The sequence below is a fragment of the Streptomyces sp. MZ04 genome (assembly GCF_004684775.1).
GTDB lineage: Bacteria > Actinomycetota > Actinomycetes > Streptomycetales > Streptomycetaceae > Streptomyces.
Genome location: NZ_SRIC01000006.1, coordinates 1 through 14,742, shown reverse-complemented (window position 1 = coordinate 14,742; position 14,742 = coordinate 1). Strand labels below are relative to the sequence as shown.

The window sequence follows — 14,742 nt, the reverse complement described above, 5'->3', positions numbered from 1 at the left end:
CTCAACCACCGGACCGTGGCGCGTAAGTGCTGCCGGTGTCCTGCCGGTACGGCGTGTCCTGCCACTGCCCGGAGTCGAGCTTCTGGTCCGTGTTCTCCGCGACGAAGCTCCACGGGCCGCGGTAGGTGTTGTCGTGCCAGCGGTTGTGCTGCTTGTGGGTGATCGCGTCGGACACCCGCTTGCCCTTGTACGGCGACCACTTCGGATAGGTGCCGTAGTTGGAGAGGACCGCCATGCGGCCGCACTCGGTCTTGCACTTGACGACCGACGGGTCGAGGAGGAAGCGGTTGTCGTGGATGTCCACCCGCTGGGTCTTCCACCGGCAGTCGGCGTAGAGCGGGGCCTTGGTGATCGCCGGTTTCGCACAGCGCTTGGTGTCCTTCACCAGCAACGTGCAGTATCCGGTCGAGGTGTTGGCCGGGCTGTTGCAGAACCGGTCGGCGTTCTCCCACAGGGTGATGCCGTTCCAGTTGTCCTCCAGCACGTTCCGGTAGATCTCGATCTTGTCCGTGCGGGCCTTGATCCGTGGTTCGCCGCCGGACTCGGACACATAGACGGTCGCGTACGGGAAGGGGTCGCCGCGTTCGGACCTGCGGCCCTCGACCCAGTTGTTCCGCCGGATCGTGTTGTCGCGGATGACCGCGTTGTAGCTGGTCTCGTACATCAGCGCGGCACCGTCGTTGGCCTCGAGCAGGTTGCCCTCGATCCGGAAGTCGTTGTTGTTGTTGTCCGCCCACAGCCCGGCGCCGCGGTTGTCGTGCACCCAATTGCCGCGTATCTCGGCGCCGTTGACGGCCCAGAACTTGATGCCTCCGGTGCAGCCGCAGCCCGGCCGCTTCCGCTCCCAGTCGCCGGTGTTGTTGCCCACGATCTCGTTGCCCTCGACCACCAGGCCGCGGATCGAGTCGCCGGTCTTGTACGCGTTCATTCCGTACTGCCCGTTGTCGCGCAGACAGCTGGCGCGGACCTTCTGGCGGGCACCGGCCATCAGCCCGGCACCGGAGTTGTACTGGATCTTCGCGTGCTCGATCACCCATCCGTCGGCCATGTCGTGGTTGACCACGCCCTCGTCGGGCGGCGCGACGAAACGCTGCACGGTCAGGTGGCGGATGGTGACGTCGCGGGCGGTGCCGCTGAACGCGTAGTTGTTCTTCTTCCCGCCGTCGAGCACCGCGCCCGGCGCGCCGATGTAGCGGTTCCCCTTCTTGGCGATGACCTGGGCGTAGCGGTCCGGCTCGAGCCGGTGCTTGCCCGGCCGAAGCCAGAACGTGGTGCCCGGAGGGCTGCTCTTGGTCTTCTCGGCCAGGTCACCGACCACCCCGGGGTCGACCGTCACCGCGCCCTTCGGTGCCTTCGCGGGACCGGCCGCGGGCTTGTCGCACACCCGCGCCACGGACGTGGTGGGCGCCTTGGACGCGGAAGACGCGTCGGTCGGCTCCGCCCGCGCGTCGTCCGGCGTGCTCGTACAGCCGGTCGCCGCCAGCAGGACCAGCGCCAGCGGTGCCGCGGGCAACGCCAAGTTCCGCCACTTCATCCCCACACGTCCTCCCTAGCCGCGGAACCTGAGCACGGTGGTGAACTCCCCCGACAACGCAGCGCCGTCGGCGCATCCCGTACCGACCAGCGTGGTGGCGGGCTCCTTGCGCCCGAAGCCGGCGGAGTACCAGCCCAGCGGCGGGTCGGTCTCGCCGCGATGCGCCTGCCAGTTCAGCTGCCTGGGCAGGTCGAGCACCGCGGAGCGGCCCTCGCCGTCCCGCATCCAGGTGAGCGCGGCCCGGTTCCCCACCAGGTCCGCGGCGATCGCCGGGCCGAGGTGGAACGCCAGGCGTACGTCCCGGCGCGGGCCGCGCACCTCGTCGACCACCCGCAACTCCTGTTTGGCGGCCGTCAGTTCCACCCGGCGGCGGTGCACGGAGGGCTGGTAGCCGTCGTGTTCGGCACACCAGCGGGCCGTCCCGCCGTCGGAGGCGTCGGATGTGTCCACGGCCAGGACGCGGGTGCGGGCCTGCCGGGTCCACAGGAACGGGCCGCCCGAGACGGACTGGTCGCCGCCGTCCAATTGCAGGGTGTTGTGGCCGAGGGTCGACCGGAAGTACTGCCGCCACAGGGGCTGCCCGTGGTAGCAGTACGTTCCCGGGTCGGCGAGTACGTCGACCCCGTCGTGCCGCACCTCCACGGACAGCGCGTCCGCGTGGGCGTGCGCGGCGATGGACAGGAAGCCGTGCGGACCACCGTCGCAGCGGCACCAGATCTCCGCCGGGCCGCGCAGGATGGTGAGCCCCGCGTCGGCGAAGTGGGCCGGTCGGCTCGCCGGGCGGGGCACGGCCGGTGCCGTGCCATTTTTCGAGTACGGCTTGATGAGCGCGGCGAGGAGCGGGGTGCGCACATCGGTGCCGGTCACTGCCGGCCACCAGGCGAGCCGGCCGAACACGGCGTCCCCGGTGGCGAGGAGCGAGGCCCAGCGGTCGGTGCCCGTGCCGTCCACGACCAGGCCGTGCCCGTCGTCCGCGTCCCCCTGGCGCGGCGGCCGTAACCGGTTGTCCACGACGGCCGCGAGCGCGTCGGTCATCCGCAGCAGCACGGGGCGGATCGACGCGGGGACCGGCACGCCTGCGGCATCCGCCTCGGCCACCGCGGCCAGGCCGAGCTCGAGGACAAGGCCGTGGTACTCGGTGGCCAGCTCGCGGTTGAGGCCGGAGTCGAAGGTATTGCCGCGCAGGTGCCGCTCGAGGGACCGGAGCGCGCCGGCCCGCCAGCGTGCCGATGAGGGGAACCACGCGAACGCGCAGGCCGCCGCGAAGTGCCCGGCCGCCTCGGCGATGACGTGGTTGTTCGCCGAGGAGCCCCGGCTGGGAAAGGCGGCAAGCCAGCGCTGGTGGTGCCAGATCTGGTTCAGCGCCACCGGGTTGCCCTCGAAGAGACCGGCCGCGCCCGGCCAGCCGTCGAGCAGCCGTCGGATCCACACCCAGGAAAGGAGTCGGATGCCCAGCTCGATGCCGCTGATCCAGTGCACTCCGCGCAGCGGCGCGTTGGCCGCCCACCACGACCGCAGATGCTCGGCCACGCGCTCGGCGTACCGCTCGTTCCCGGTGATCGCGTAGGCGGCGGCGAGCACGGTGAGGTACTGATGCCGGGACAGCTCCCAGATCTGCTTGATGTCCCCGACCGCGTCCTCGTTCCGGTACGGCACGTCGAAGGCGTAGCCCCACGGAGCCCGGCGCCCGGTCTTCGGGTCGTACCACCAGTCCGGGCGGACCAGGTCGTCGCGGACCACCCCGAAATACTCGGCGTGCCCGTACATCAGCCGGTCCGCCTCGGCGATGAGACGTTTCGCGGCGTCCGGAGCTATGGCGGCGATCGTCCCGGCGGGCAGGACCGCGGTGAACCGGGCGCCGGTCACGCTCGGGCAGTGCGGCCGCGCCGACCGCCACCGCCGTCTGCGTACCGCGTCGCCCACCCGGCCGCCGACCTCCCGCGGCCCCATCCGGGAAAGGCGTCGCAGGTACCAGTCCACGCTCATGGTCATCGCGCCCTCGCCAACGTCACCGGCGCACTGCCCGCCAGGCCGGCCCGCACGGCGAGGGTGGCCGCCGTGGTGGCGACAAGGGACTCCAGCGGCACCGGCATCGGCCCGCCGGTCCGTACGGCCTTGACGAACGCGGCCAGCTCGGCGTTCTGGCCCTTGTCCCGGGCCTTGGGCAGCCGCGAACTGACCCACTTCTTACGGCCGACCGTGCCGTCGAAATACAGCGATGCGCGCACGAAGTCGTCGAACCGCAGCACCTTGCCGTCCGCTACAAGGTCGAGCGTCTCCTTGGGGAAACCGGGCGCTCCGGTGGTGACGTAGCTGATGCTGGCGGTGGACCCGTCCGGGTAGCGCAGCACGACCTGCACATCCTCGTTGCCGGACGTGGCGACCGCGTACACCGAGACCGGATCGGCGTCGAGCAGCCAGCTCGCCGTGTCGATGAAGTGCCCGCCCTCACCGGCGAACCGCGAGCCCTCGGTGCCCTGTTGGAGGTACCAGCTGCCCTGCTGCAGCCGGCCCGCGTTGACCAGGTAGCGCAGGTTCGCAGGACCGGTCCGGGCGCCGAACCGCTGCCTGGCCTCCTGAAGGAGTGGTGCGAACCGGCGGTTGAATCCCACCTGCAGCCGGTCGTTGCCGGACTCCTCCACCGCCGCGAGCACGCCCGCCAGCTCGTCCTCGGTGAGGGCCAGGGGTTTCTCCACGAACACCGCCTTGCCCGCGAGGAGTGCTCTGCGGGTCAGTTCGGCGTGTGAGCTGTGCCGGGTGACCACGAACACCGCGTCGATGGACTTGTCGCCGAGCACGGCGTCGAGGTCGGTGGTCGCATCGGCGAAGCCGAACTTCCGTTTCGCGTTGGCCGCGGACAGCGCCGTCGTGGTGACGACGGTCGAAAGATCGACGCCGTCGCGCCCGGCCAGGTGCGGCAGCAGCATCGACGTCGCGTAGTTTCCCGCTCCGACGAACGCGAGGCGCACCGGCGTCTTCGCGGCCCGTACCGGATGCGGCTTCACCTTCACCGCGGGCACGTCCACCGCCGGAGCCTCGGCCTCCACGGCCTGTTCGCGGTACCGGAACAGCACGGCCACGGCCTTCAACTCGCCGTCCTTCAGGCTCTGGTACGTCTCGACGGCGTCGTCGAAGTCGGCGACGTGGGAGACCAGGGGCGCCACGTCGACGCGGCCACGGGCGACGAGGTCGAGGAAGCACGCCAGGTTGCGGCGCTCGGTCCAGCGCACGTAGCCGATCGGGTAGTCGCGCCCCTCCAGCTCGTACTCCGGGTCATAGCGTCCGGGGCCGTAACTGCGCGAGAACCGGACGTCGAGCTCCTTCTCGTAGTACGCGTTCCACGGCAGGTCAAGGCGGCACTTGCCGATGTCGACGACCCGGCCGCGGTCCCGGCACAGCCGGGCGGCCAGCTCGACGGGCTGGTTGGTGCCGCCGCCGGCGGCCAGATACACCTGGTCCACGCCGTGACCGCCGGTGAGTTCGGCGACGGCGGCTTCCACGGCCGCGGACGCGGGATCGCCGCAGGCCGCGGCGCCCAGGCGCTCGGCGAGCTCGCAGCGCGCCGGGTCGGGGTCGGCCCCGACGACGCGGACTCCCGAGGCGGTGAGGAGCTGCACCACCAACTGCCCGATCAGGCCGAGGCCGATGACCAGCGCCACTTCGCCGAGCCGTGACTCGCCTTGGCGGACGCCCTGCAGCGCGATCGACCCGACGGTGCCGAAGGCGGCGTGCCGCGGCGCGAGGCCGTCCGGCACCGGGGTGTAGAGATTCTTCGGCACCCAGTTCAGCTCGGCGTGCAGCGCGTGCTCATTGCCGGCGCAGGCCACGAGGTCGCCGACCTTCACGTCGTCGATCCCGGCGCCGACCTGCTCGACCACCCCGCACAGCGAGTAGCCGAGCGGCGTGTAGGAGTCCAGCTTGCCCATCACCTTGCGATAGGTGGCCGGAACCCCGTTGGTGGCCATGCTCTGCACGACCTTGGCGACCTGGTCGGGACGGGAGCGGGCCTTGCCGAGCATCGACATGCCGGCCTCGGACACCTTCATGAGCTCGGTCCCGGTCGAGATCAGCGAGTAGGCGCTGCGGACAAGGACCCCGCCCGGCTTGCACCCCGGCACCGGCACGTCGAGCACCGCCAACTCGCCGCTCTTGTAGTTCTGTACAACCTGCTTCACCCGAACTCCTCTGATTCCTTAAGCCGTTAACCGAGTGCTCTGCCCGGACCCAGAGGTCGCGTCGCGATACCAGTACTCGAGGGTCAGCACATGCCACAGATGCTTGGAGAAGTCCCGCTGTCCGGCGGCGTCCTCGGCGACCATCCGGGCCAGCGCGTCGCGGCGCAGGAAACCGGAGTTGACGAGTACGCCGTCGTTGACCACCTCGCGCACCAGCGGTGCCAGATCCCGGCTCATCCAGGCGCGCAGTGGGGCGCTGAACAGGCCCTTGGGCCGGTAGACGATCTCCCGGGGCAGGATCGAGGAGGCCGCCTCCTTGAGGACGGCCTTGCCCTGCCGTCCGACGATCTTGCGGTCGCCGGGCACGGCGAACGCCGCCTTGACCACCTCGACGTCCACGTACGGCACCCGCACCTCGGTCGACGCGGCCATGCTGGAGCGGTCCGTGTACGCGAGGTTCAGGCCCGGCAGGAACATCCGGGCGTCGCCCAGGCACATACGGTTGACGAAGTCGTCGAGGTCGTTGTCCTGGTAGACGTCCGCGTGCTCGGTCAGCACGTCGTCGACCGTCCCGGCCAAGTCCGGATTGACCAGGGCGAGCAGCTCCCCCTCGTCGTACATGGTGTAGCTGCGCCGGAACGCGGTCTCCTCCGGCAGATCGGCGAAGGAGAGGAACCGCTTCGCGAAGCGCACCGACCGGTAGCCGCGGCGGGCCGTGGCGACCGGCAGCCGGTCAACTGCCGCTGACAGTCCGCGCCGCAGGGGCCGCGGGACGCGCTGGTAGCGCAGCGCGAGCAGGTTGGCCAGGTGCTTGCGGTACCCGGCGAACAGCTCGTCGGCGCCCATCCCCGAGAGCATCACCTTGACCCCGGCCTCCCGTGCGGCCTGGCAGATCAGGTACGTGTTGATCGCTGCGGGGTCGCCGATCGGCTCGTCCAGGTGGTACGTCATCTGCGGCAGCAGGTCGAGTACGTCCGGAGCGATCTCGATCTCGTGCAGGTCGACGCCGAACCGCTCGGCCACCTGCCGGGCATAGCGCAGGTCGTCCGGCATCGCCTCGAACCTGGCGTCCTCGGCGCGGAATCCGATCGTGTACGCGGAGATCCCGGGCCGGTCGCGGGCCGAGAGGGCGGTCAGGTAGCTGGAGTCGAGACCGCCGGAGAGGAAGGTCGCCACGGGTACGTCGGAGAGCAGGTGCTGGCGGGTCGACTCCTCGACGATGGCGGCCAGGTCCGGCAGCTCGCCGCTTTCGGCCCGCTCCCGGCCCTCGGCCGCAATGTCGCGGAGGTTCCAGAACCGGCCGCGCTCCACCCGGCCGTCGGGCCGGAACTTCATCCAGCTCCCCGGCGGCAGCTTCTCCGCCTCACGGAACGCGCACCGTGAGTCCGGCACCCAGTAGTAGAGCAGTGACGCCACCAGCGCCGCGTGGTCCACCTCCAGCGTCCCGCCGGTCGCGGTGGCGAGCGCCTTGAGTTCGGAGGCGAACACCAGGCCGCCGCCGCGCCGGAGCAGGAACAGCGGCTTGATGCCCAACTGGTCGCGGACAAGGACCAGTTCACCGGTGCGCTCGTCGAAGATGCCGAACGCGAACATGCCGCGCAGCCGGGGCAGGCAGTCCGTGCCCCAGCGCCGCCAGGCCTCGAGCAGCACCTCGGTGTCGGAGGTGCCACGGAAGCGCACCCCGGCGGCTGCCAGCTCGGCCCGCAGCTCGGGCGCGTTGTACAGCTCGCCGTTGTACGTCAGGGCGAGGCCGTCCGAGACCATCGGCTGGGCGCCGGTCTCGGACAGGTCGATGATCGCCAACCGGCGGTGCCCGAGCTGCACTTCGCCGTCACCGACGAGGTGGCCGTACCGGCCCGCCCCGTCCGGGCCGCGGTGGGCGAGGGTGTCGGTGAGCCGGTCGGTCACGGCCTTCCCGTCCGGCCATCGGTAAGTACCCGCGATGCCACACATGTCCTACCGCGCCTCCTGGTCGTTGTCCGGGCCCGGTGCGGCCCATACCGGCAGCCGCTCCGTCCGCCGTTGGCCCGTCCCGTTCTGCCGGGCCGGTATCTCGCTCCGGCCGCGCAGCGCGGTGTGCAGCCCGTCCCACAGCGTGCCGTCGGTCCTGTCCCGCGGATCGGGGTCGACAAGCACCACACCGATCACCTCGATGCGCTGGTCCGCGAGCTGCCGCGCCACGGTGTGCAGCCATGCGGCGCTGCCGTGCCCGGCGCGCACGACGAGCACGGTCCGGGTGCCGAGGTACTGGAGGTCGGTCCACGCCGTACCGGGCGCCACCGAGCCGACGCCGATCCTGCCCTCCTGACGCGACACGGTCCCGGCACGCTCGCCGCCGATCACGGCCGGGCCTCCCGGCCGCTGCCGGTTGGCGAGTTGGGGGCCGGGCAGACCGTCGATGACGGTCACCGGACCGTCCGCCGCCAGCGCCGCCGCGACGTCCAGAGCGAGCACGCTCGTCCTGCGCGCGCAGCCCAGTTCGAGCAGCGAGAGCGGTTCCGCTTCCGCGGAGCCGAGCACGGCACGGACGAGGGTCCCGGTGAGTCGTTCGCGTGCCACCCGGGTCCGTCGGCGCTGCCACAACTTGCCCGACCGGTGGGGCAGTTCCGCGATGACCGAGGCGCCCAGGTTCGCCGCGATGTCCCGGCGCAGCACGGGGCGGTCCGCCACCACCGTGCGGACCGCGGCGATCGCGAGCCCGAGGACGAGCCCGAGGACGAGGCCGATCGCCGCGTTGGTGGCCGCGGCCTTGGGCAGCGAGTTCCGCACCGGGCGCGCGGCGTCCACGATCTGCGTGCCGGCGATGACCTTGGGTGTGCCGGTGCGCGCCTCCGCGGCGCGCTGGTCGAAGTCGGCGATCCGCGAGTTGAGTTCCGCCCGGCGGGCGAAGAGCGACTCGACGCTCGCCGACTCCTTCGGGTCGCTCTCCGTCTCCGGCGACCGGTCGCCGATCTCCTTGTTGACCTCGGCGAGTTCGCCCCGCATGCGGTCACGCTGGTCGAGGAGCGCCTTGGCCTCGGCCTTCGCGGTTTCCCGCATCCGCCGCACATGGTTCGCGACGAACGCGTCGGCCAGCGCCTCGGCCCGGGCCACGGCGTCCGCCTCGCTGTCACCTGTCACATCGATCTGCAGCAGGTTGTTGGTCAGGCCGGTGCCCCGGTACTCCTGCATGAAGTCCTCCGGGGCCTCCGAGGACTTGAGCGACCGCAGGGCCTTGTCGGCGATCCGCGTGGTCTCCAGTACGGCGACGTCGGTGCGGATCAGCGTTCCCATGTCGTTCGGCTGGTCCTCGGCATGCGCGACAAGGACCTTGGTCGTCGCGCTCGGCGGTGGCGGCAGCAGGACCGCCACCGCCGCGCCGACCAGCAGGCCCAGGAGCGCCAGGGAGCTCCAGAGGCGACGGCGCCGGCGCACCGACACCACCAGCGCCTGCAGGTCGAAGAGCGGAGTGGCCGCCGACTGCTCAGAAGTCGTACTCGTCACGCCGGACCTCCCGTCGCGTTGCCGCGCCCCGCGAGCGCCGGAGTGGCGTGGTCCGCAGGATGGCCGGCCGACCGGGTCGGACGCGCCCGCACCGGGTCGGCGACGACGACACCGACGACCTCATGCCTGCCGTCCGCACACGCCTCGGCGATGCCGGCGACCTCCTCCGTGGTCCAGCGGCCCGCGCTGAGGACGACCAGGGCACCGGACTCCGTGCCGCGGTCCGGCACCGTCGGCCGGTCGACCGAGACCTCCACCACCCGCAGCATGGGGTAACCCCTGCTCGAAGAGCTTGCGGCAGGATCGCTCCCGGCCTCGGCGACGAGTTGCCCGGCGGCCCGCAGGGCGATCGCGTCGCCGTTCGGTACGACGACCAACAGCCGCCGGGAACCCGGCAGTTGGTTCCGGAGGCGGGCGCACACCCGCCGGTAGCGGATCCGTCTGCCGGCCTCGTCGCCGGACCTCTGCGGGGTCGGCAGGTCCCACCGGGTGTCGAGGCCGAGGAGTCGGCGGATCCGGGCCCGTGGGCCACGGTCCTCCGGCCGGCGCACGGACGGTTCATCAGGTACGTCGACGGTGCCCAGGAACGCCGAACCCAGCGCCGCGGCGATCTCCGGCTCGGTGCGCAGCCGGCGATTCGTCCGTGCGGCGGTGAGATGGCCGATGACCGCGACCAGGAAGAACAGCAGCGCCCCGCCGACCATGAGCTGCATCCGCGTCGGCGGCGCCTCGCCGGACGGCCGGGCCGCCGGTCCCATGACGACCATGCCGGCCTTGTCGTTCGCCGGGTCGGCCTGTTCCAGCTTCGTCATGGCCTCCTCCAGCGAGGTGCGCAGCTTCTCGAGCGCGGTGCGGGCCTGCACGCCCTCCACGGTCTGTCCCGGATCGGCCGCTTCGGCCAGGTCGGTGATGCGGCGGTTGGTCTCCTGGACCTTCTTCCGCAGCGCCTCGGGCCCCGTGGCGGCTCCGGGGTCGGTGCCGCCGCCGGTGAGCCGCGCGGCGAACGTGACGAATTCCTTGGCCACTTGGTCGGAGAGCCGCTGCGCGCGCTCCGGGGTTTCGGCCGTACCCGAGATCTTGATGATGTTCCCGTCGGCGGCCTTGGCGGTCACTCTGCCCCGCAGCTCGCCGCCGCTGAGGCCGCTCCAGCGGAGCTTGGCGGCCGTGCGGTCGGCCACCGACGAACTGGTCGCGATGTCCACCTGGGTCAGCAGCTCGCGCTCTTCCCACTGTCCCGGCAGCAGTACGGATGCCGACGCCGTGTAGCGCGGCGGGAACAGCAGCACCGAGGCGCCCTGTCCGACGAGCGCGCCGACCACGGTGAGGACGGCGAGAAGCCGCCAGCGCCGGCGGAGAATCCGCCCGATGGTGACCAGGCGGATCGTGTCATCGTTCAACGCCGCTGCCTCTTCCCTGTTCGGACCGTCCTGCCTACCGGCCCACCGCAGGCAGCGGCGTACGCGGCGAGCAGCGACGCCTGCGAGTTCCGCCACGAGAGCGGCCCGCCGATCCGCTCCTGGCCGATCTTGCCCATCCGGGCCCGCTGCTCCGGATCGTCGAGGAGCACCGCGATGAGCTCGGCGAATGCGGCCTCGTCGTTGGCGGGCGCGTAGAGGGCGGCGTCACCGGCGGAGACGCGCGCCTCCCGGAGGTCGAACGAGACGATCGGACGGCCCATCGCCATGTATTCGAGGACCTTGTTCATGGTCGACACGTCGTTGAGCGGATTGCGCGGGTCGGGGGACAAGCACACGTCCGCGGTGGAGAGGTAGCGCACCAGGTCGGCGTCCGGGATGCGCCCGGTGAACTGCACCTGGTCGCCGAGCCCGAGCCGCCGGGACAGCTCCACCATCGCGTCGAAGGCGTCGCCGGAGCCGACGAACACCGCGTGCCAGTCGGTCCGTCCGAACTCGTCGCGCAGCTTCGCGAGGGCCCGCAAGGCGTAGTCGACGCCGTCCTGAGGGCCCATGACGCCGAGATAGCACAGCAGATGAGGCTTCCCGCGCTTCAACTCCGGCTCGGGCGGCACCGGTTGGAACCGCTCGATCTGCGGTGCGCTGCGCACCACGAAGACGTCCTCCGGCCACTGCCCGCCACGGCGTATCGCGACGTCGCGGTAGCTCTCGTTCGTGGCGAGGACGACGTCCGCGGCCCGGTAGGTCCGCCGTTCCAGCGCGCACACGGCGCGGTAGAGCAGATCCTCGCCGCGGTCGAACCGGGAGAGGTACAGCTCGGGCACCAGGTCATGCTGGTCGAAGACGAACCGCGCGCCGCGCCGCTTCAGCCACAGCGCCGGAAGGAACAGCAGGTCGGGCGGGTTGCAGGCGTGGACCACATCGACCGAGCCGACCTTGCGGGCCAGGCGGGCCGTGTGCCACAACGCCGATCCGTACTCGCGCAGATAGCCGGCCGGCCCTCCGGTGGCCGCGCGCAACGGGTAGCGGTGGATCCGCACCCCGTCGATCTCCGCCTCCGGCTCGGTGTCCCTCTTCTCCCCCCGGGGGCAGATGACGTGCACCTCCCACCCGGCGTCGCGCAGTGTCGTGCACTCCTGCCACACCCGCCGGTCGAAGGGCACCGACAGGTTCTCCACCAGGATCAGCGCGCGCCGGCCTCGCCGGTCGCCGCCGGCCGTGTCATCGAACGATGTGTCACCAAGCAAGGCCCACGTACCCCGGTTCGGCCCGACGCGCATCGGCGTCGGGAAGGTGGATGAGGTCGACGATCACCGGGCCGTCCCCATGAGGCAGCGCCGCAAGCACGGCGGGATCCCTGGTCCCGACCAGGCACACCTCGGCGTGCTCGAGCACCTCGTCGACGGAGTCCGCCAGCAGGTGCGCGAGGTGCGGAAGGCGGGTCTCGATGTACTCGCGGTTCGCGCCGATCAGCCGGGAGAGGCTCACGTTGGCGTCGTAGATCTTGAGGTCGTACCCCTTGCCGAAGAGTCTCTCCGCCAGCTCGACGAGCGGGCTCTCGCGGAGGTCGTCGGTGCCGGGTTTGAAGGACAGGCCGAACATTCCCACCCGGCGCTTTCCGGTGCGCTCGACCAGCTCCACAGCGCGTTGCAGGTGCGCGGAGTTGGAGGGCAGCACATGGGCGAGGATGGGCACCGAGACGTCGGCCCGCTGCGCCGCGTGGACCAGGCTGCGCAGGTCCTTGGGCAGGCAGGAGCCGCCGAAGGCGAAGCCGGGCCGCAGGTAGGCGGGGCTGACGTTCAGCTTGCGGTCGGCCAGGAACACGTCCATCACCTGGTGCGAGTCGACGCCGAGCGCCTGGCACACCGCGCCCAGCTCGTTCGCGAAGCCGATCTTGAGGCCGTGGAACGCGTTGTCCGCGTACTTGATCGCCTCGGCCGTCGGGACCGGCACCCGGAACACCTCGCCGGGCAAACCGTCGTACAGCGCCGTCACCGCGTCGCCGCTCGCCGGGTCGAGCTCGCCGATGACGGTCTTGGGCGGGTCGAAGAAGTCCCGCACGCTCGTGCCCTCGCGCAGGAACTCCGGGTTGACCGCGACCCCCACGTCAGCCCAGCCCACCCCGGCCGTGCCGCCGACGTACTTCTCCAGGATCGGCACAAGCAGGTTCAGGCAGGTGCCCGGGAGCATGGTGCTGCGGAACACGACGGTGTGCCGCCCGCCCCGCTCGGCCAGCGCGGAGCCGATCTCCTCGGTGACCCGCTCCAAGTAGGTGGTGCACAGGCTGCCGTTGGGCTCCGAAGGCGTACCCACGCAGATCAGCGACACCTCGCTGCCCATGATCGCCTCGCGGACGTCACGGGTGGCGCGTAACGCTCCGGTCCGCACGACTTCCGCGGTGAGTTCGCCGATCCGCTCCTCGACCACCGGGGCCTTGCCGGCGTTGACCAGGTCGACCTTCACCTGGTTCACATCCACCCCGATGACCTCGTGCCCCATGCTGGCCAGGCACGCGGCCGACACGCAGCCCACGTAGCCGAGCCCGAAAACGCTGACTCTCATGACGCGTTCCTCCCCCAAGGCAGGCCCTTTCGGCCTGCGGTCCGCGCACCGACCGGACGACGGTCCCCGCGCATCAGTACGCCCCCTGGCCATGGAGCACCGCACGCAGCGTCTTCCACAAGATCACTGAGTCCAGGGCGAGCGACCAGTCCTCCACGTACCGCAGGTCGAGACGGACCGCCTCCTCCCACGGCAGGTCGCTGCGTCCGCTGATCTGCCACAGGCCGGTGAGCCCTGGCTTGACCAGGAGACGGCGCCGGATGTCCGGGCCGTACGCCGCGGACTCCTCCGGCAGCGGTGGCCGCGGACCGACGAGCGACATCGATCCGGTGAGTACGTTGAACAGCTGCGGGAGCTCGTCGATCGAGTACCGGCGCAGCACTGCTCCCAGCCGGGTCACCCGCGGATCCCGGCGGAGCTTGAACAGCAGCCCCGCGCCCTCGTTGCGGTCCGCCAGCTCGGCGCGTGACCGGTGAGCCCCGGCGACCATGGTGCGGAACTTGAGAATGGTGAACTCGCGGCCGTCCTTGCCGACCCTGCGCTGGCGGTAGAACACCCCGCCCCTGCTGTCCACGAGGACGAGCAGGCCGACGAGCACCATCAGCGGCGTGAACAGCATCAGCAGGATCGCCGCGCCCATCCGGTCGACGACCCCTTTGACCGCCCGGCGTCCCCCGGTGAAGGTCGGCATGCTGACCCGCAGCAGCGGGATCCCGAGGACGGCGTCGACGTGCAGCCGCGGTCCCGCCACTTCCATGAGGACGGGGGCCACGACCATCTCGGCATCGCTGCCTTCGAGGTTCCAGGCAAGGCGCTGCAGCCGGTCCGGTGACCAGTGCGGGTCCGGTGTGACGGCGACGACGCGGTAGCCGTCGCGGCGGACGTGAGTGGCCACGTCCGCAAGGCGGCCGACGACCGGCACTCCGTCCAGTTGGTCACCCTCGAGCCCGAGACCGTCCGTCGTGCACACCCCGTCCACCCGCCAGCCGAGGTGCGGCAACTTACGGGTCCGGGAGATCAGGTCGCGCACGGTGGCCGGGCTCCCGGCGGCGAGCACCGGTCTCAGGCACCGCCCTTCCTTCCGCTGCTTGTGCAGCCAGAGGCGGAGCAGATACCGCGCGGTCATGGTGACGAGTGCGATCGCGGGGATCGCGACGAAGATCCAGAGCTTGATGTTGCGTGAGGTGAGGGCGATTCCGCCGAGCGCGAGGACGACGGTCGCCGTGAACAGTGAGCGTCCGAGCCGGCGGAATTCCTCGGCTCCCTGGCCGAGGACGACCGGAGTCCACGACCGGCTCACCGCAAGCGCTCCCAGCACGAGCAGTTCGGTGCCGAAGGCGAGGATTCCCCACTTCTCGTGCCAGTTGGCCGCGTCCCGGACCCCGAAGAAGTTGCCGATCGCCGCCACCACCAAGGCGGTGGCCACGGTGTCGCTCGTGATCACGGTACGGCGGTACCGCTGCTCCCAGTCGGTCGCGGGCCTGCTGATCGCCCCATTCGTCAGGCTCCCCCGCGCCGACGAAAAAGGGCCGACTAATCCCCCCTGCCGCACAGAACCCCCCCGGTCCCCAGT

9 protein-coding genes are annotated in these 14,742 nt (G+C 71.1%); all 9 read right to left on the bottom strand.

The features are described 5' to 3' along the window. Position 1 precedes the first annotated feature (1 nt). Positions 2 to 1,540 (bottom strand): right-handed parallel beta-helix repeat-containing protein, encoded by a 1,539-nt coding sequence (locus E2651_RS02770; protein ID WP_135329340.1) that lies wholly within the window; start codon positions 1,538 to 1,540, stop codon positions 2 to 4. 9 nt (positions 1,541 to 1,549) lie between these two features. Then, on the bottom strand, positions 1,550 to 3,526 hold the full coding sequence (locus tag E2651_RS02765; RefSeq protein ID WP_135329339.1) for an alginate lyase family protein: 1,977 nt from the start codon (positions 3,524 to 3,526) through the stop codon (positions 1,550 to 1,552). Beyond that, a complete protein-coding gene (locus E2651_RS02760) occupies positions 3,523 to 5,709 on the bottom strand; it encodes a bi-domain-containing oxidoreductase (RefSeq protein WP_135329338.1) in 2,187 nt (728 codons plus the stop codon). The genes E2651_RS02765 and E2651_RS02760 overlap by 4 nt, the downstream gene beginning before the upstream one ends. Before the next feature lie 18 nt (positions 5,710 to 5,727). Next, positions 5,728 to 7,662 carry an asparagine synthase (glutamine-hydrolyzing) gene (gene asnB / locus E2651_RS02755; protein WP_135329337.1) on the bottom strand — a complete coding sequence of 645 codons (1,935 nt, stop codon included), beginning with the start codon at positions 7,660 to 7,662 and terminating at the stop codon, positions 5,728 to 5,730. Between the two features lie 3 nt (positions 7,663 to 7,665). Next, a complete protein-coding gene (locus tag E2651_RS02750; RefSeq protein WP_135329336.1) occupies positions 7,666 to 9,192 on the bottom strand; it encodes a Wzz/FepE/Etk N-terminal domain-containing protein in 1,527 nt (508 codons plus the stop codon). Further along, positions 9,189 to 10,589 (bottom strand): Wzz/FepE/Etk N-terminal domain-containing protein, encoded by a 1,401-nt coding sequence (locus E2651_RS02745; RefSeq protein ID WP_135329335.1) that lies wholly within the window; start codon positions 10,587 to 10,589, stop codon positions 9,189 to 9,191. Before E2651_RS02745 ends, E2651_RS02750 begins: the two co-directional genes overlap by 4 nt. Next, positions 10,586 to 11,854, bottom strand: coding sequence for a glycosyltransferase family 4 protein (locus E2651_RS02740; protein ID WP_135329334.1), 1,269 nt, complete (start codon positions 11,852 to 11,854; stop codon positions 10,586 to 10,588). Before E2651_RS02740 ends, E2651_RS02745 begins: the two co-directional genes overlap by 4 nt. Next, on the bottom strand, positions 11,844 to 13,169 hold the full coding sequence (locus E2651_RS02735) for a nucleotide sugar dehydrogenase (protein ID WP_135329333.1): 1,326 nt from the start codon (positions 13,167 to 13,169) through the stop codon (positions 11,844 to 11,846). Before E2651_RS02735 ends, E2651_RS02740 begins: the two co-directional genes overlap by 11 nt. 73 nt (positions 13,170 to 13,242) lie before the next feature. Beyond that, positions 13,243 to 14,721 (bottom strand): sugar transferase, encoded by a 1,479-nt coding sequence (locus E2651_RS02730; protein WP_135329332.1) that lies wholly within the window; start codon positions 14,719 to 14,721, stop codon positions 13,243 to 13,245. Positions 14,722 to 14,742: the final 21 nt, after the last annotated feature.

Bases quoted from the DNA above. Each gene is read 5' to 3' on its own strand.
- E2651_RS02765 (WP_135329339.1), bottom strand. From the start codon at position 3,526: ATGACCATGAGCGTGGACTGGTACCTGCGACGCCTTTCCCGGATGGGG.
- asnB (WP_135329337.1), bottom strand. From the start codon at position 7,662: ATGTGTGGCATCGCGGGTACTTACCGATGGCCGGACGGGAAGGCCGTG.
- E2651_RS02735 (WP_135329333.1), bottom strand. From the start codon at position 13,169: ATGAGAGTCAGCGTTTTCGGGCTCGGCTACGTGGGCTGCGTGTCGGCC.